This window comes from Streptomyces sp. NPDC044061 (genome assembly GCF_056434305.1).
In genome coordinates this window covers 425,510-442,351 of sequence record NZ_JBWKFL010000003.1, presented here as the reverse complement: position 1 = coordinate 442,351, position 16,842 = coordinate 425,510, and the positions used below count along the sequence as shown (strand labels likewise).

Annotated in this window: 13 protein-coding genes and 4 tRNA genes; 10 read left to right on the top strand and 7 right to left on the bottom strand. The window is 70.0% G+C overall.

Annotation, left to right across the window (positions count from 1 at the left end; translation table 11 throughout):
• From AC07CM_RS06925 to AC07CM_RS06915, 3 genes are all read right to left on the bottom strand, one after another.
• On the bottom strand, positions 1-1,768 hold a 1,768-nt coding region (locus tag AC07CM_RS06925), incomplete at its 3' end, for a DEAD/DEAH box helicase (RefSeq protein WP_478875267.1).
• Between the two features lie 215 nt (positions 1,769-1,983).
• Positions 1,984-2,502 (bottom strand): hypothetical protein, encoded by a 519-nt coding sequence (locus tag AC07CM_RS06920; protein WP_478875266.1) that lies wholly within the window; start codon positions 2,500-2,502, stop codon positions 1,984-1,986.
• Between the two features lie 96 nt (positions 2,503-2,598).
• Positions 2,599-2,949, bottom strand: coding sequence for a metallopeptidase family protein (locus tag AC07CM_RS06915; RefSeq protein WP_478875265.1), 351 nt, complete (start codon positions 2,947-2,949; stop codon positions 2,599-2,601).
• 83 nt (positions 2,950-3,032) lie between these two features.
• On the opposite strand from AC07CM_RS06915, the gene AC07CM_RS06910 reads away from it, so the two are divergent.
• The 8 genes from AC07CM_RS06910 to AC07CM_RS06875 all read left to right on the top strand — a co-directional run bounded on the left by AC07CM_RS06910 (position 3,033) and on the right by AC07CM_RS06875 (position 10,026).
• Positions 3,033-4,589 carry a metallophosphoesterase family protein gene (locus AC07CM_RS06910; RefSeq protein ID WP_478875264.1) on the top strand — a complete coding sequence of 519 codons (1,557 nt, stop codon included), beginning with the start codon at positions 3,033-3,035 and terminating at the stop codon, positions 4,587-4,589.
• A gap of 80 nt (positions 4,590-4,669) precedes the next feature.
• Positions 4,670-4,742, top strand: a tRNA-Glu gene (locus AC07CM_RS06905).
• Between the two features lie 37 nt (positions 4,743-4,779).
• A tRNA-Asp gene (locus AC07CM_RS06900) sits at positions 4,780-4,854 on the top strand.
• 24 nt (positions 4,855-4,878) lie between these two features.
• A tRNA-Phe gene (locus tag AC07CM_RS06895) sits at positions 4,879-4,952 on the top strand.
• A 130-nt stretch (positions 4,953-5,082) separates the two neighbouring features.
• Positions 5,083-5,403, top strand: a complete 321-nt coding sequence (locus tag AC07CM_RS06890) for a hypothetical protein (protein WP_478875263.1) — start codon at positions 5,083-5,085, stop codon at positions 5,401-5,403.
• Between the two features lie 109 nt (positions 5,404-5,512).
• Positions 5,513-9,478: an ATP-dependent RNA helicase HrpA gene (gene hrpA, locus AC07CM_RS06885; RefSeq protein ID WP_478875262.1), complete on the top strand. Its 3,966-nt coding sequence runs from the start codon at positions 5,513-5,515 to the stop codon at positions 9,476-9,478.
• 97 nt (positions 9,479-9,575) lie between these two features.
• Positions 9,576-9,650 (top strand) — tRNA-Asp (locus tag AC07CM_RS06880).
• 184 nt (positions 9,651-9,834) lie between these two features.
• Entirely contained in the window at positions 9,835-10,026 is a 192-nt protein-coding gene (locus AC07CM_RS06875; protein WP_478875261.1) for a DUF6274 family protein, read from the top strand.
• A 461-nt stretch (positions 10,027-10,487) separates the two neighbouring features.
• Here AC07CM_RS06875 and bldC read toward each other — a convergent pair whose 3' ends face one another.
• Both bldC and AC07CM_RS06865 read right to left on the bottom strand, forming a co-directional pair.
• Positions 10,488-10,694 carry a developmental transcriptional regulator BldC gene (gene bldC, locus AC07CM_RS06870; RefSeq protein WP_003949541.1) on the bottom strand — a complete coding sequence of 69 codons (207 nt, stop codon included), beginning with the start codon at positions 10,692-10,694 and terminating at the stop codon, positions 10,488-10,490.
• A 519-nt stretch (positions 10,695-11,213) separates the two neighbouring features.
• Positions 11,214-12,056, bottom strand: coding sequence for a DUF8083 family protein (locus AC07CM_RS06865; RefSeq protein WP_478875260.1), 843 nt, complete (start codon positions 12,054-12,056; stop codon positions 11,214-11,216).
• 200 nt (positions 12,057-12,256) lie between these two features.
• Between AC07CM_RS06865 and AC07CM_RS06860 the strand changes: the two genes are divergently transcribed.
• Complete coding sequence (locus AC07CM_RS06860; RefSeq protein WP_478875259.1) at positions 12,257-13,363, top strand: Leu/Phe/Val dehydrogenase; 1,107 nt, start codon at positions 12,257-12,259, stop codon at positions 13,361-13,363.
• A 319-nt stretch (positions 13,364-13,682) separates the two neighbouring features.
• Positions 13,683-13,937, top strand: a complete 255-nt coding sequence (locus tag AC07CM_RS06855; RefSeq protein WP_478875258.1) for a DUF3073 domain-containing protein — start codon at positions 13,683-13,685, stop codon at positions 13,935-13,937.
• Positions 13,938-14,003: 66 nt separating this feature from the next.
• On the opposite strand, the gene purM is transcribed toward AC07CM_RS06855, so the two are convergent.
• Together purM and purF are read right to left on the bottom strand one after the other, a co-directional pair.
• Entirely contained in the window at positions 14,004-15,071 is a 1,068-nt protein-coding gene (purM, locus tag AC07CM_RS06850) for a phosphoribosylformylglycinamidine cyclo-ligase (RefSeq protein WP_478875257.1), read from the bottom strand.
• Between the two features lie 43 nt (positions 15,072-15,114).
• Entirely contained in the window at positions 15,115-16,644 is a 1,530-nt protein-coding gene (gene purF, locus AC07CM_RS06845) for an amidophosphoribosyltransferase (RefSeq protein WP_478875256.1), read from the bottom strand.
• Positions 16,645-16,842: the final 198 nt, after the last annotated feature.

The following is a 16,842-nucleotide window of genomic DNA, read 5'->3' as shown; positions in this document are numbered from 1 at the left end:
CGTCACGACGCTCGAAGTTGCGCCCACCACGGTCACCGCGGTCGTCACGACGCTCGAAACCACGGTCGCCACGGTCCCGGTCGAACGGACGACGCTCGTCACGACGCTCGAAGTTGCGCCCACCACGGTCACCGCGGTCGTCACGACGCTCGAAACCACGGTCGCCACGGTCCCGGTCGAACGGACGACGCTCTCGGCGCTCGTACGGCGCAGCGGCCGCCGGACGCTCCTCGCGCTGGGTCTCGCGCTGCGCCGGCTCCTCGGTCACGGACGCCTCGACCACGGCCTGAGCCGCGGCCGCCTGGGCCTCGGCGACCGCCGTCTCCGGGTCCTCGCCTCGCTCGCGGGCAACCCGCACGACCAGCCGGTCGGCCTCCTCGCGCAGCTCGCCCGCGCGGCGCTGGGCGCGCTCCAGCTGCTTGGTGAGCTGGGCGACCTCGCGCTCGGCCTGCTGGGCGGCGTTGTTCGCGGACTCCGCCTGGACCTCGGTCATGGAGCGGGCGCCGGTGATCTCGGCGACCTCCGGGTCGAAGGCGGCACCGCCCTGGATGATGTGGCGCGCGGCGTCGACGCCCGCGTCCTCCATCAGACGGAAGATCTGGCGGCGCTGGTGCGGCAGCGACAGCGAGACGACCGTGCCCGTACGGCCGGCACGCGCCGTGCGGCCCGCGCGGTGCAGGTAGTCCTTGTGGTCGCCGGCCGGGTCCACGTTCAGCACCAGGTCGATGCCGTCGACGTGGATGCCGCGCGCGGCGACGTCGGTCGCGACGAGGACGTTGACGTAGCCGTCCTTGAAGTCGGCCAGCGTCCGCGTCCGGGCGCCCTGGGTCATGCCGCCGTGGAGCGCGTCGGCCTTCGCGCCCGCCTCGCGCAGCTGCTCGGCGACGCGGTCGGCGCCCAGCTGGGTGCGGACGAAGATGATCGTGCGGCCCTTGCGGGAGGCGATCGCGGCGGTGACCGGCGCCTTGTCCTTGGGCTTCACGATGAGGATGTGGTGGGACATGGTCGTCACCGCGCCCTGGGCCGCGTCCACCTCGTGGGAGACGGGCTCGTTCAGGTAGCGGTCGACCAGGGTCTGGATCTCGTTCTCCATGGTCGCGGAGAACAGCATCCGCTGGCCGCCGGCCGGGACCTGGTCGAGCAGCTCGGTGACCTCGGGCAGGAAGCCCAGGTCGGACATCTGGTCGGCCTCGTCCAGGACGGCGATCTGCACGTCCTCCAGGGAGCAGGCGCCGCGGTTGATGATGTCGCGCAGCCGGCCCGGGGTGGCGACGAGGATGTCGACGCCGCGCTCCAGGGCGTAGATCTGGTTGCCCATGGACGTACCGCCGCAGACGACCTTCATCTTCAGGCCGAGGACGTCGCCGTACGGCTGGAGGGCGTCCGCGACCTGCATGGCCAGCTCACGGGTGGGGGTGAGGATGACGGCGCGGGGCTTGTGCTTCTGGGTGCGGCCGCCGGCCAGCGTGGCCAGGGTGGGCAGACCGAAGGAGAGGGTCTTGCCGGAGCCGGTGCGGCCACGGCCGAGGATGTCCTTGCCGACCAGGGCGTCCGGGATGGTCGCCGCCTGGATCGGGAAGGGGGTGGTGACGCCGTTCTGTGCGAGCTTGCGCACGATGCCCTCGGGGAGGCCGAGGTCGGCGAAGGTGATCTGGGGGGTCTGGGGGGACTGGGGGGTGTCAGCGGCCTCGGGGGCCTCGGTGGTCACGTCGTCGGGGTTGAGGTCGTTCTCGGACACGACGATGTGATCAGTACTGGACACGGACATGCGAATGCGAAACCTTCCGGAGTCTCTTCGGCACGCGCCCGTCAACTCCGTGATTCGCTCACGACCGCCTCAATGCGGTCCGCCACGGCAAGGGAGAGTACGCGCCACACGGCGCGCTCTGCAGTGGCGCCGGGCAAATGGGATCAAACGATCTACCACCATACGCACCCATCACCCCCGAAGGCAAACCGCGTCACGGAGACCCTCGTCACTCCCTACGCCGGGACCCCCGCATGCGGCGCAGGCTCCCGCTGCACGAGCTGCGGCGCCGTCTCCTCGTGGGCCGAGGACGACGGTTCCGCCGTCGGCGGCTCCGTGGTGGGGTCGGGCGGGGTCGGCGCCGGGGGCTCGGGCGGGGCGGAGGTCACCGGGGGCGTCGGCTGGACCTTCGTCGGCGCCGGTTTCCCGGGATCCGCGCTCCCGCCCGGCTCGCCCGGCTTCGCCGGCGCCGACGACGCGCTGTCCTCCCCGGACGGCGTGGCCGAGGCCGAGGCGGACTTCCCCCGCTTCCCCTTGCGCCCGTGACCGTGCTTGCCGTCACCCGCCGAGCCGCCGTACCCGAGACCGCCCCCGCCGGCTCCAGGGCCACCGTCGGGCGCCTCACCGCCGTGTCGTCCCGCCGAGTGCGAGGGCCTGGCCCGGCCCGCGTCGTCACCCACGTTCACACAGCCGGCGGCGGCCGTGACGGCCAGCACCACGACGGCCAGACGGACGGGTACGTACAAGGGGCGCACGGCGGCCACCTCCGAGACGGGAAAGGGAGTCAACCACCCCAACTCCCGCCGCCCGCAAGAGGACACGCGCCGCGTTCGAATCGGTACCCGGGCCGGTCACCCGTACCCGAGCGCGTGCAGGCGGGTGTCGTCGATCCCGAAGTGATGGGCGATCTCGTGCACCACGGTGACCTCGGTCTCGGCGACCACGTCCTCGCGGGACTCGCACATCCTCAGCGTCGGCCCCCGGTAGACCGTGATCCGGTCCGGCAGCACACCCGCGTACCACTCGCCCCGCTCGGTCAGCGGCGTCCCCTCGTACAGCCCGAGCAGCTCGGGATCGTCGGCGGGCGGTTCGTCCTCGACGAACACCGCGACGTTGTCCATCAGCCGCGTCAGCTCCGGGGGGATCCGGTCGAGCGCCTCGGCGACCAGTTCCTCGAACTCCTCGCGCGTCATCTCCAGCACACGGTCATTGTCCGGTACGGGACGCTCGCAGGAGAGTGGCGAACCGTCGCATATCAGCGCCCGTGCGTGGGCATACGGGCCCAATGGCCCGCGTCCCCGTCGCAGCCCTGAACCGCATGCTCCACCGGACCCCCGACCGCACCCGCCCAGCCGCCCGCCCGCTCCCCGCCCTCGAACTGGCCGAACGCCCCAGCCCCTGGCTCCGCGCCCTCGGCCTCACCGCGGTGGTCCTCGTCGGCGCCTGGCTGGGCCTGCTGATCGTCGGGAACGTGCGGGCCCCGGTCGGGCCCATGAACACGACCATGGCGCTGCGCCCGTCCCTCACCGGCGGCACGAAGATCAACGTCTCCCCGCTCGGCGCGCTGACCCTGGACAGCCATGTGGCCCCCGTGCGCCTGGACGTCAACGTCGACCAGCTCGACCCGCTGCGCTCCCAGGCCCTCGTCGACCACCCCGAGCGACTGTCCGGCCTCCAGGACGAAGTGGCCCGGGACGTCGAGCACGGCACGCTCGACCTGGCCGTGCGCTCCTGCGTGGCCGTGGTCTCCGGGGCGACCGCCCTCGGCCTCGCCGTCTACCGCCGCCCGCGCCGGGCCCTCGCGGCGGGCGGCCTGGCCCTCGCCCTCCTCGCCGCCTCGGGCGCGACGGCGTACGCCACCTGGAACCCGAAGTCGGTCCTGGAGCCCAGGTTCTCCGGCCTGCTGTCCTCCGCACCGTCCCTGGTCGGCAACGCGCGCAACATCGTCACCGAATTCGACGTGTACCAGAAGGAGTTGGCGCGCCTGGTGACGAACGTGACCAAGCTGTACGACGTCACGTCCACCCTCCCGGCCTACCAGCCGGACCCCTCCACCCTGCGGGTCCTGCACGTCTCCGACATCCACCTCAACCCGGCAAGCTGGAAGATCATCGCCTCGCTGGTGAAGCAGTACAAGGTGAACGTGATCGTCGACTCCGGCGACACGATGGACCACGGCACGGCGGCGGAGAACGGCTTCCTGGACCCGGTCGCCGACCTGGGCGTGCCGTACGTCTGGGTCCGCGGCAACCACGACTCGCGCGTCACCCAGCGCTACCTGGAGCGCATGAGGAACGTGCACGTCCTGGACGACGGCCGGGCAGCGACGATCGCGGGGCTGCGCTTCGCGGGCATCGGCGACCCCCAGTTCACCCCCGACCGCTCGGCGGCGCCCGGCGGGGACGCGGCCGAACAGCTCGCGGGTGCCCGACTGGCCTCGACCCTGCGCGACCAGCGGGCGGCCGGCACGCCGGTGGACGTGGCGATCGCCCACGAACCCTCGGCCGCCCGGGAGACGGACGGCGAGGTGCCGCTGGTCCTGTGCGGACATCTGCACCACGAAGGCACCGAGACGATGAAGTACGGCACGAGGCTGCGCATGGAGGGCTCGACCGGTGGCAGCGGCCTGCGCGCGGTCGAGCGCAAGTACCCCGCCCCCATCGAGGCCTCGATCCTCTACTTCGACCGCGACACCCGCCGCCTGCAGGCCTGGGACGCGATCAAGCTGGGCGGTCTGGGCCTGACGACGGCCGAGGTCAGCCGCCATCTCCCGGAGGAGAACCTGCCCGGCGCCACCCCCACCCCGACGGCCCCGACCGCGCCGTCGCCCAGCGGCTCGTAAACCGTTTTGGCGATACTCCCCGCCATCCCATATGCTTCTCACGTCCCCGACGCGCTGAGAAGCGCCCAGGCGGGCCGATAGCCCTCATCGTCTAGCGGCCTAGGACGCCGCCCTTTCAAGGCGGTAGCACGGGTTCGAATCCCGTTGGGGGCACGCAATACCGTGTGCGACACTGTTGCACGCACAGCTTGGTCCTGTGGAGCAGTTTGGAGTGCTCGCCACCCTGTCAAGGTGGAGGCCGCGGGTTCAAATCCCGTCAGGACCGCTGAGGTTTCCCCGGAAGCCTCGTGGCTGGGTAGCTCAGTTGGTACGAGCGATCGCCTGAAAAGCGATAGGTCGCCGGTTCGACCCCGGCCCCAGCCACAGCCGGAAGGCCCCGTTCGCGAGAACGGGGCCTTCTTCGTGTGTGCGACCCCGCTGGGCGGGTGCTTGGCAGGTCGGGCGGGCGGCGCTACGTTCTGGCTGATCGAGCTTGTTCTTTCGGGGGGACGACATGAGCCGGGACGAGGCCAGAGCCATTCGGGACACCGAGCTGGAGAAGGACCGGGCGCGGTACGGGCTGCTCGCGGTGGTCATCAGCAACCTCGCCATCGCCGGAGTCGCGATCTTCGGCGTGTGGCGGCTCGACGGCGACAAGGCCGTGATCGTCGGCGTTCTGACCGCCGCCTTCACCGCGGTGAGCGGCATGACCACCGCCTACCTCGGCATCAAGGCCGTCTCCAACACCGCGAGGTCGATCGCCCTCGGGGACGGTGTGGCCCGGCAGCGCGCCGAGGCGGCCCCGCCCGCGCCACCCGCGCAGCGCACCCCCTGACTGGGCCGCGTGGGCCGGACGGGCAGCCGCCCCGCGGAAACGGGCAGGTGACAGGCGCCCGGCAAATCGTTCGCCAGCGATTTCCCCGAGATGAGATCCTGGACCGCGTATGTCTACGCACCCAGCCCCCGCCCTCGGCACCCTCGCCCCCCGCCTGACCGAGCTGTCGCTGCGCGAAGCGCACCGGCTCGGCCGGCGGCTCGAGGGCGCGCGCAAGATCCGTAAGCCGGAGGCCCGCGCCGCCGTCCTCGCCGAGATCGAGGCCGAGATCGGCAGGGCCGAGGCACACATGGACGAGCGGCGCTCCCGTGTGCCCGCCGTCGTCTATCCGGAGCAACTGCCCGTCAGCCAGAAGAAGGACGAGATCGCGGCCGCCATCCGCGACCACCAGGTCGTCATCGTGGCCGGTGAGACCGGCTCCGGCAAGACGACGCAGATCCCGAAGATCTGTCTCGAGCTCGGCCGCGGGGTCCGGGGCATGATCGGGCACACCCAGCCCCGCCGGATCGCCGCGCGTACCGTCGCCGAGCGGGTGGCGGAGGAGCTGCGGACGCCCCTCGGCGAGGCCGTCGGCTGGAAGGTCCGCTTCACCGACCAGGTGAGCTCGGACGCCACCCTCGTCAAGCTGATGACGGACGGCATCCTGCTCGCCGAGATCCAGACCGACCGCGAGCTGCGCGCCTACGACACGATCATCATCGACGAGGCCCACGAGCGGTCCCTCAACATCGACTTCCTGCTCGGCTATCTGGCCCAGCTGCTGCCGAAGCGGCCCGACCTCAAGGTCGTCATCACCTCGGCCACCATCGACCCCGAGCGCTTCTCCCGGCACTTCGGCGACGCGCCGATCGTCGAGGTCAGCGGGCGGACGTATCCCGTGGAGGTCCGCTACCGGCCGCTCCTCGAGGAGGACTCCGAGGACGCGGACCGGGACCAGATCACCGCGATCACCGAGGCCGTCGAGGAGCTGATGGCCGAGGGGAAGGGCGACGTCCTCGTCTTCCTCTCCGGTGAGCGCGAGATCCGGGACACGGCGGACGCGCTGGAGAAGAAGAAGTACGGATTCACCGAGATCCTTCCGCTGTACGCCCGGCTCTCGCACGCCGAGCAGCACCGGGTCTTCCAGCCGCACACCGGCCGCAGGATCGTTCTGGCGACCAACGTCGCCGAGACCTCGCTGACCGTGCCGGGCATCAAGTACGTCATCGACCCCGGCTTCGCCCGGATCAGCCGCTACAGCCACCGCACCAAGGTCCAGCGGCTGCCCATCGAGCCGGTCTCCCAGGCCAGCGCCAACCAGCGCAAGGGCCGCTGCGGCCGTACGTCCGACGGCATCTGCGTCCGGCTGTACGGCGAGGACGACTTCCTCGCCCGGCCGGAGTTCACGGACGCCGAGATCCTCCGTACGAACCTCGCCTCCGTCATCCTGCAGATGACCGCGGCCGGCCTCGGCGACATCGAGAAGTTCCCCTTCATCGACCCGCCGGACCACCGCAACATCCGCGACGGCGTGCAGCTGCTGCAGGAGCTCGGCGCGCTGGACCCCGCCCAGAAGGACCCGCGCAAGCGGCTCACGGACACCGGGCGCAAGCTCGCCCAGCTGCCGGTCGACCCGCGCCTGGCCCGGATGGTCCTGGAGGCGGACAGGAACGGCTGTGTCCGCGAGGTCATGGTCATCGCTGCCGCGCTGTCCATCCAGGACCCGCGCGAGCGCCCGGCCGAGAAGCAGGCCCAGGCCGACCAGCAGCACGCCCGCTTCAAGGACGAGACCAGCGACTTCCTGGCGTACCTGAACCTGTGGCGGTACGTCCGCGAACAGCAGAAGGAGCGGGGCTCGTCGTCCTTCCGCCGGATGTGCAAGCAGGAGTACCTGAACTTCCTGCGCATCCGCGAGTGGCAGGACATCTACTCCCAGCTGCGCACGGTCGCCAAGCAGATGGGCATCCACCTCGGGGAGCCCTCGGCGGGTACAGACGCCCCCGCCGACCGCATCCATGTCTCCCTGCTCGCCGGCCTCCTGTCCCACATCGGGATGAAGGACGTGAAGGACGGCAACAAGAACGAGTACCTGGGCGCCCGCAACGCCAAGTTCGCGGTCTTCCCGGGCTCGGCGCTGTTCCGGAAGCAGCCGAGGTTCGTGATGTCGGCCGAGCTGGTCGAGACGAGCCGGCTCTGGGCGCGGGTCAACGCGAAGATCGAGCCCGAGTGGGTCGAACCGCTCGCCGAGCACCTGCTGAAGCGGACGTACAGCGAACCGCACTGGGAGAAGGACCAGGCGGCCGTGATGGCGTACGAGAAGGTCACGTTGTACGGCGTCCCGATCGTCGCCCAGCGGAAGGTGAACTACGGCCGGATCGACCCCGAGGTCTCCCGCGAGCTGTTCATCCGCAACGCGCTGGTCGAGGGCGACTGGCGCACGCCCCACAAGTTCTTCGCCGACAACCGCAGACTCCTCAGCGAGGTCGAGGAGCTGGAGCACCGGGCGCGGCGCCGCGACATCGTCGTGGACGACGAGACGCTGTTCGACTTCTACGACCAGCGGGTGCCCGAACACGTCGTCTCCGGCGCCCACTTCGACTCGTGGTGGAAGCGGAAGCGGCACGAGCAGCAGGACTTCCTGGACTTCGAGCGGGAGATGCTCATCCGGGAGTCGGCCGAGGCGGTCACCAAGACCGACTATCCGGACAGCTGGCGGCAGGGGCCGCTGAAGTTCCGTGTCACCTACCAGTTCGAGCCCGGCGCGGACGCGGACGGCGTGACCGTGCACATCCCGCTCCAGGTGCTCAACCAGGTCACCGACGAGGGTTTCGACTGGCAGATCCCGGGCCTGCGCGAGGAGGTCGTGACGGAGCTGATCCGCTCACTCCCCAAGCCCGTCCGCCGCAACTACGTACCCGCGCCGAACTACGCGAGGGCGTTCCTGGAGAAGGCGGTGCCCCTGCAGGAGCCGCTGGCGGTGACGATGGCGCGTGAGCTGAAGCGGATGGTCGGCGTCCCCTTCGAGGCGGACGACTTCGACTGGGCGAAGGTGCCGGACCATCTGAAGATCACTTTCCGGATCGTGGACGAGCGGCGCCGCAAACTCGCCGAGGACAAGGACCTCGAGGCGCTGAAGCTGAGCCTGAAGCCGAAGGCCCGCAAGGCCCTCTCCCAGGCGGCGGCCGCGACCGCCTCCCGGGAGGGCGGGGAGTCCCTGGAGCGCAAGGGGCTGACCGACTGGACGATCGGCACGCTGACCCGGGTCTTCGAGACGCGCCGGGCCGGGCAGCCGGTGAAGGCCTACCCGGCGCTGGTGGACGACGGACCGACGGCGGACACCGTCTCGGTCCGCCTCTTCGACACGGAGGCCGAGCAGGCGGAGGCCATGTGGAAGGGCACCCGCCGCCTGATCCTGCGGAACATCCCGGTGAACCCGGCGAAGTTCGCCTCCGACAAGCTGACCAACCAGCAGAAGCTCGCCCTGTCGGCCAACCCGCACGGTTCCGTCCAGGCCCTGTTCGACGACTGCGCGACGGCCGCGGCGGACAAGCTGATCGCCGACTTCGGCGGACCGGCGTGGGACGAGGAGTCGTACCGCAAGCTGTACGACAAGGTGCGCGCGGAGATCGTGGACACCACGGTGCGCACGGTGGGCCAGGCGCAGCAGGTTCTCGCCGCCTGGCAGGCCTGTGAGCGGCGCCTGAAGGCCGTGAGCAGCCCGGCGCTGCTCGCGAACCTCACGGACGTCCGCAAGCAGCTGGACGCCCTCGTGAAGCCCGGTTTCGTGACGTGGGCGGGCATACGGCGGCTGCCCGACCTGATGCGCTACCTGGTGGCCGCGGACCGGCGCCTGCAGCAGATGCCGACGGGCGTCCAGCGGGACACCACCCGCATGGAGAAGGTCCACGAGATGCAGGACGAGTACGCCTGGCTGCTGGAGCAGCTGCCCCAGGGCCGTCCGGTGCCGTCCGCGGTCCTGGACATCCGCTGGATGATCGAGGAGCTGCGGGTCAGCTACTTCGCCCACGCGCTGGGCACGGCGTACCCGGTCTCGGACAAGCGGATCGTGAAGGCGATCGACGCCGCCGTGTCGTAACCGTTCACTCACAGCGGGTGAGTTCGACCAGGCGGGCCCGCCTCCTGTACAGTCTCTTCTCGCAGCGCAACGCAGCAAGCAGAGCGCGGCGAAACCTGGTCCTGTGGAGCAGTTTGGAGTGCTCGCCACCCTGTCAAGGTGGAGGCCGCGGGTTCAAATCCCGTCAGGACCGCATCGGAGAGTGAGGCCCGCATCCCGCGAGGGGTGCGGGCCTCACTCGTGCGCCCGTCCGCAGGAGGGCCGCCACGGCCCGCCACGGGCCCTGTGCGCCCGCGCGCGCACTTGACGACGTCACACTCCGCCGGTACCCAGACATCAGGGCTCGCTTCCCTCTGTGCGGCCCCTGGAGGTGGCGTATGGCGGCATCGGTCAGGCACGAGACACGGGCGCTGCTGAGGGCGCATCTGTCGGCCGCCTCGGCCTACCGGCATCTCACCCGCCACTGCCCGATCTGTCATCGTCTGCTGCGGCTGGCCATGGACGCCGGCCCGCTGCCCCAGGACGCCGGCGAAGAGACTCTCGAGGAGGAGAGCCCTCGAAGCGCGTGACCGGCGCCGGGCCCAACACCCGTCAGGACGTGGCACGCTGGAACCTGTGGTTCCACTACCGCACGCGGTCCGGAGGCAACAAGCGCTCAGTCATGTGACGGGAGTCACCGCATGAGTTTCTGAAACGGCGGTACTTACCCCTCTCCTACAACTGGTCAATTTAATATGTGCAATTGCACCAGCGACAGGGGTCGTTCACAGCCGTTCCGACACCCCTCCCCAGACTCCGACAAGGCCGCTCACAGCCACCACGGCACGGCCGCGAACAGCGCACAAAAAAGATCGCGCTGGACCCGGCGGAGTCCAGCGCGATCTACGACGCACCCTGTGTCGCTGCCTACAACGTTCTCTTCGGCTTGGGCGTGGGCCCTGTTGGGGCAGGTCCCGCGTCGCTTGGAGCTAGGGTTCCGGGCGTCTCGACCAGTTGGGGGACCAGCCGGTTTGCCCGGTTATTCAGTTGTTCAGGCCTCGCTGCGCTGCTGCGGGATGCCCGCGAGCAGAGCGCGGACCTCGGCCTCGCGGTAGCGGCGATGCCCGCCGAGCGTGCGGATCGAAGTGAGCTTTCCGGCCTTCGCCCACCGCGTGACCGTCTTGGGGTCGACGCGGAACATCGTGGCGACCTCAGCCGGGGTCAGCAGCGGCTCGGCATCAGGGGTGCGAGCGGTCATGAGCGGCCTCCTCGGGAGAACCGAACCTTCTCGGTTCTTTCCTCTAAATTCTGCACCTTGACCCGCGTTGCCCGAAATGGCGGACGCGAGTCGAGTCGGTTATAGGACGAACGGCTTGTCCTCGGCACTACAACTACACCATCTGTCCAGCCGCGTCGGCCAAACCGATGGAATTGCCCTCCCAGGTGTTCATCAGCGACGGAAGCCGATGGACCATGCCATAGCGGACAGTCACGCCACTGTGACGATCAGTCACAGTGGCGATCAGGAGTCACCAGACCCCCCAAAGCGTGCAATGCTGAGAATCCGCCCACAGTGGAGCATAGTTGGGCGAACGGAGCCTCCCCGGGCTCCTTGTCCTATTTTGGCACGAGGGGCGGCAAGAGGCGCAAGGGCCGTGTAAGTGCCGTCCATCACCCTTGAGGCAAAAGCCCGGATCGGGATCAACATCCCGTCAGGTGGTCTAAGTCCCGTAGAAGGTACGACGTTCGAGCCGGTTTCGACCGTGAGCTGCGTCACTCAGTTCGCGGAACGCCGGTCACGCACCGCCCGCCACCGCTCCACCAGCCGCCCGTAGGCCTCGCCGGCGGCCGTCCCGTCGCCCCGGCGCAGCGCCTCGATGCCGGCGGCCACGTCCGCCGCCGAGTGGTCGCCCTCCAGGTCGCCGGCCGGCACCGTGTGCACCAGACCGCCGTAGTCCAGCTCCACCAGCGAGCGCGGGTGGAACTCCTCCAGCCAGCGGCCGACGTCCACCAGGCCGTCGATCAGCGGCCCTTCCTCGATGGTGTCCTTCAGCGCGCGCAGCGCCCGGGCCACCCGGCGCCGGGCCTGGACCATCGGGGTGCGGTAGCGCAGCATCGGGGGCACCTCGGCGGTCCCCTTCTCGTACGTGCGCTCCTCGTCGGAGACCAGCACGAACCAGTTCAGCGGGACCTGCCAGGTCGCCGTGCGGATCCAGGGGCGGGCGTCCGGGTTGCGGGCGAGCCAGCGTTCGTAGTCCTGGGCGGCCTGGCGGCGCACCACCGGCGGCAGCACCGCGTCCAGCACCGTGGGGGGCAGTTCCTCCGCGAGGTCGCCCAGGGCCTGCCAGCCGCGCAGCCGGGTGCGCCAGGGGCAGACGCAGACGACGCCGTCGACGTCCAGCACGAACGCGTCGCCGCTCTCGTGCACCGGGACCGGGACCGGCGGGGTGGGCAGCAAGTCGGCGAGCGAGCGGCGCAGTTCGTCCTGGTAGGAGGGGCGGTCGGGGCGCCGGGAGTAACGCGCCCAGTGGGTGCGCTCCGGCTCCGGGAAGGCGGCCAGCGGCTCGTACACGCGTAGGTACGTGGCATAGGGGACGACCACGGAGGACACCTTGGGCACGCCTGCTCCCTCCCCATCGGACCCGGCTCGAAACCACTGCAAATCGTCCCACGGTCATACGTGCAACGACGGCCCCGGGGAGTGATCCTGAACACTGCGCGGATGGCTGGTGGGCAGAGGCTCTACGCTCATGCCACAGCACCCGCCACCCACACGGGGGCTGAGCCCCACCCGCCGCTATTTACACAGGAGTCACCACAGTGACCGACGTAACCGGCGCACCTGCTGAGGTCCTGCACACCCTGTTCCACTCGGACCAGGGCGGCCACGAGCAGGTCGTGCTCTGCCAGGACCGCGCCAGCGGCCTCAAGGCCGTGATCGCCATCCACTCCACCGCCCTGGGCCCGGCCCTCGGCGGCACGCGGTTCTACCCCTACGCCACCGAGGCCGAGGCCGTCGCCGACGCCCTCAACCTCGCGCGCGGGATGTCGTACAAGAACGCCATGGCCGGCCTGGACCACGGCGGCGGCAAGGCCGTCGTCATCGGCGACCCCGAGCGCGACAAGACCGAGGAGCTGCTGCTCGCCTACGGGCGCATGGTCGCCTCGCTTGGCGGGCGCTACGTCACCGCCTGCGACGTGGGCACGTACGTCGCCGACATGGACGTCGTGGCCCGCGAGTGCCGCTGGACCACCGGCCGCTCGCCCGAGAACGGCGGCGCCGGCGACTCCTCCGTGCTCACCGCCTTCGGTGTCTACCAGGGCATGCGCGCCTCCGCCCAGCACCTGTGGGGCGACCCCTCGCTGCGCGACCGCAAGGTCGGCATCGCCGGCGTCGGCAAGGTGGGTCACCACCTGGTCCGGCACCTGCTGGACGAGGGCGCCGAGGTCGTGATCACCGACGTGCGCACCGACGCCGTCCAGCGGATCCTCGACCAGTACCCCGGGCGCGTGACGGCCGTCGCCGACACCGAGGCGCTGATCCGGGTGGAGGGTCTGGACATCTACGCCCCCTGCGCCCTCGGCGGCGCCCTGAACGACCTCACCGTGCCGGCGCTGACCGCCCAGGTGGTGTGCGGCGCCGCCAACAACCAGCTCGCCCACCCGGGCGTGGAGAAGGACCTCGCCGACCGCGGGATCCTCTACGCGCCGGACTACGTGGTGAACGCGGGCGGGGTCATCCAGGTGGCCGACGAGCTGCACGGGTTCGACTTCGACCGGTGCAAAGCGAAGGCGGCGAAGATCTTCGACACGACGCTGGCCATCTTCGCACGTGCGAAGGACGACGGTATTCCGCCGGCCGCGGCGGCCGACCGGATCGCCGAGCAGCGGATGTCGGACGGACGCGCCGCCCGCGCCGCCCGCTGATCCGGGTGCGAGGGAGCCCCGGCCGGGTGTCCGATCGCACGCATGAGCGGTACCCGCCGGCGGGAACTTAGAGAGAACTCTCACTTCCACCGGCGGGTCGTACCCCGATAAGTGGTTAAAATCGCCACTGACCAGCGAGGACAGGGCACCTCGAGGGTCCTGTGCACACGCGCGTGCTGCGGGCGACGTACCGTATGGGCGCGGGCTCAGGTACCGTGGAAGCCCTACGGACCGGCCTCTCTGCGGAGGGTCCGTTCCGGATCATGAACGCGTGTCAGACTCTGGGGCCGTCGAGCCCCGTCACCGAGGGGGTCGAGCCATGGGGCGCGGCCGGGCCAAGGCCAAGCAGACAAAGGTCGCCCGCCAGCTGAAGTACAACAGCGGTGGGACTGACCTGTCACGTCTGGCCAGTGAACTGGGCGCATCGACTTCGAGCCAGCCGCCGAACGGCGAGCCGTTCGAGGACGATGAGAACGACGAAGACGATCTCTACTCTCGGTACGCCGACCTCTATGAGGACGACGACGACGAGGACGAGGACGAAGGTCCCTCACAGCACCGTCGCGGCGCTTGACCCAGTACTGAGCACCTTCCCGGTCGGTGGCACTGCCACCGACCGGGTTCTGTGCTGCCCGCAGGGTCAGACGGCGTAGTCGCCCACCAGCTCGGCGCCCGTCTCCTTGTCGCCCCGGTCGGTGATCTCGCCGGCGACCCATGCCTCGACCCCGCGGTCGGCCAGGGTCGCGAGAGCCACCTCCGCGGACGCCTCGGGGACGATCGCCATCATGCCGACGCCCATGTTGAGGGTCTTCTCCAGCTCCAGGCGCTCGACGTTCCCGGTCTTCCCGACCAGGTCGAAGATCGCGCCCGGGGTCCAGGTGGAGCGGTCGACGGTCGCGTGCAGCTCGTCCGGGACGACACGGGCCAGGTTGGCCGCGAGTCCACCGCCGGTGATGTGGCTGAACGCGTGCACCTCGGCGGTGCGGGTCAGCGCCAGGCAGTCCAGCGAGTAGATCTTCGTGGGCTCCAGCAGCTCCTCGCCGAGGGTGCGGCCGAGGTCCGCGATCTCCGTCTCGAGGGCCAGGCCGGCCCGGTCCAGGAGGACGTGACGGACCAGGGAGTACCCGTTCGAGTGAAGCCCGGACGCCGCCATGGCGATCACGGCGTCACCCTTCCGGATACGATCCGCGCCCAGCAGCCGGTCGGCCTCCACGACGCCCGTACCGGCGCCGGCAACGTCGAAGTCGTCCTCGCCCAGCAGGCCCGGGTGCTCGGCCGTCTCACCGCCCACCAGGGCGCAGCCGGCCAGCACACAGCCCTCGGCGATGCCCTTGACGATGGCGGCGACCCGCTCGGGGTGGACCTTGCCGACGCAGATGTAGTCGGTCATGAACAGCGGCTCGGCACCGCACACCACGATGTCGTCCATGACCATGGCGACCAGGTCGTGGCCGATGGTGTCGTAGACGCCCAGGCGGCGCGCGATGTCGACCTTCGTGCCGACGCCGTCCGTGGCGGAGGCGAGCAGCGGGCGCTCGTAGCGCTTGAGGGCCGAGGCGTCGAAGAGTCCGGCGAAGCCGCCGAGGCCGCCCAGGACCTCGGGGCGCTGCGTCTTCTTCACCCACTCCTTCATCAGCTCTACCGCGCGGTCGCCCGCCTCGATGTCGACGCCTGCCGCTGCGTAGCTGGCACCAGTGGTCTCAGACATGAACCTTGAGAACTTTCGTGTCGTACTGCTCGAACAGCGGGGGTTACGGGCGGCGGATCGCGTCGGAGGCCGCCGTGGCGGCCGGCCCCGCGGCCAGCTCGGTCTCCAGAAGCTGCTTGCCGAGCAGCTCGGGGTCCGGCAGCTCCATCGGGTACTCGCCGTCGAAGCAGGCGCGGCACAGGTTCGGCTTGGCGATCGTGGTCGCCTCGATCATGCCGTCGATGGAGATGTAGGCGAGGGAGTCGGCGCCGAGCGAGGTGCCGATCTCCTCGATGGTCATGCCGTTGGCGATCAGCTCGGCGCGGGTGGCGAAGTCGATGCCGAAGAAGCAGGGCCACTTCACGGGCGGCGAGGAGATCCGGATGTGGACCTCGGCGGCGCCCGCCTCGCGCAGCATGCGGACCAGGGCCCGCTGGGTGTTGCCGCGCACGATGGAGTCGTCCACGACGACCAGGCGCTTGCCCTTGATGACTTCCTTGAGCGGGTTCAGCTTCAGGCGGATGCCGAGCTGGCGGATGGTCTGCGAGGGCTGGATGAACGTACGGCCCACGTACGCGTTCTTCACCAGGCCCGCGCCGAAGGGGATGCCGGACGCCTCGGCGTAGCCGATGGCGGCCGGGGTGCCGGACTCCGGCGTCGCTATGACCAGGTCGGCCTCGACCGGGGCCTCCTTGGCCAGGCGGCGGCCCATCTCGACGCGCGAGAGGTACACGTTCCGGCCGGCGATGTCGGTGTCCGGGCGGGCCAGGTACACGTACTCGAAGACACAGCCCTTGGGCTTCGCTTCCGCGAATCGGGAGCTGCGCAGACCGTTCTCGTCGATGGCGACGAACTCGCCCGCCTCGATCTCCCGGACGAAGCTGGCGCCGCAGATGTCCAGGGCGGCGCTCTCGGAGGCGACCACCCAGCCGCGCTCCAGACGGCCGAGGACCAGGGGGCGGATGCCCTGCGGGTCACGGCCGGCGTACAGGGTCTGCTCGTCCATGAAGACGAGCGAGAAGGCGCCCCGCACCTTCGGGAGGACCTGGTGGGCGGCCTCCTCGATGGTCAGCGGCTTGCCGTCCTCGTCGACCTGGGCGGCCAGCAGGGCCGTCAGCAGGTCGGTGTCGTTGGTGGCCGCGACCCGGGTGGACCGGCCGTTGTTGTCCTTGGGCAGCTCGGCGACCATCTCGGCGAGCTGCGCCGTGTTGACCAGGTTGCCGTTGTGTCCGAGCGCGATCGAGCCGTGCGCGGTGGCGCGGAACGTCGGCTGGGCGTTCTCCCACACGGAGGCGCCGGTGGTCGAGTAGCGGGCGTGTCCGACCGCGATATGACCCTGGAGCGAACCGAGCGAGGTTTCGTCGAAGACCTGGGAAACGAGGCCCATGTCCTTGAAGACGAGGATCTGGGAGCCGTTGCTGACCGCGATTCCCGCGGATTCCTGACCCCGGTGCTGGAGGGCGTAGAGCCCGAAGTACGTGAGCTTTGCGACCTCTTCACCCGGAGCCCAGACACCGAAGACGCCGCAAGCGTCCTGGGGGCCCTTTTCGCCGGGAAGCAGATCGTGATTGAGTCGACCGTCACCACGTGGCACGCCACCGAGTGTAGGCGAGGTCGACCACTGGTCCGAATTGGGGATCCGCGCCCGTAACGGGTCAGGCGTTGTGGATCACCTTGGTGGTTTCTTCGTTTCCGCAGGTCAGAAGAGTTTTCGGCTCGCTGGACGAGCCCTCGGAGACCCTATGGGCGGCGGTTGCGGACCCACTCACCGTATGCATGAGTGAGGTGTCGC

Coding starts and splice junctions, on each gene's coding strand:
- AC07CM_RS06910 (WP_478875264.1), top strand. CDS start 3,033: ATGGCCCGCGTCCCCGTCGCAGCCCTGAACCGCATGCTCCACCGGACC.
- AC07CM_RS06890 (WP_478875263.1), top strand. CDS start 5,083: ATGAGCCGGGACGAGGCCAGAGCCATTCGGGACACCGAGCTGGAGAAG.
- hrpA (WP_478875262.1), top strand. CDS start 5,513: ATGTCTACGCACCCAGCCCCCGCCCTCGGCACCCTCGCCCCCCGCCTG.
- AC07CM_RS06875 (WP_478875261.1), top strand. CDS start 9,835: ATGGCGGCATCGGTCAGGCACGAGACACGGGCGCTGCTGAGGGCGCAT.
- bldC (WP_003949541.1), bottom strand. CDS start 10,694: ATGACCGCTCGCACCCCTGATGCCGAGCCGCTGCTGACCCCGGCTGAG.
- AC07CM_RS06855 (WP_478875258.1), top strand. CDS start 13,683: ATGGGGCGCGGCCGGGCCAAGGCCAAGCAGACAAAGGTCGCCCGCCAG.
- purM (WP_478875257.1), bottom strand. CDS start 15,071: ATGTCTGAGACCACTGGTGCCAGCTACGCAGCGGCAGGCGTCGACATC.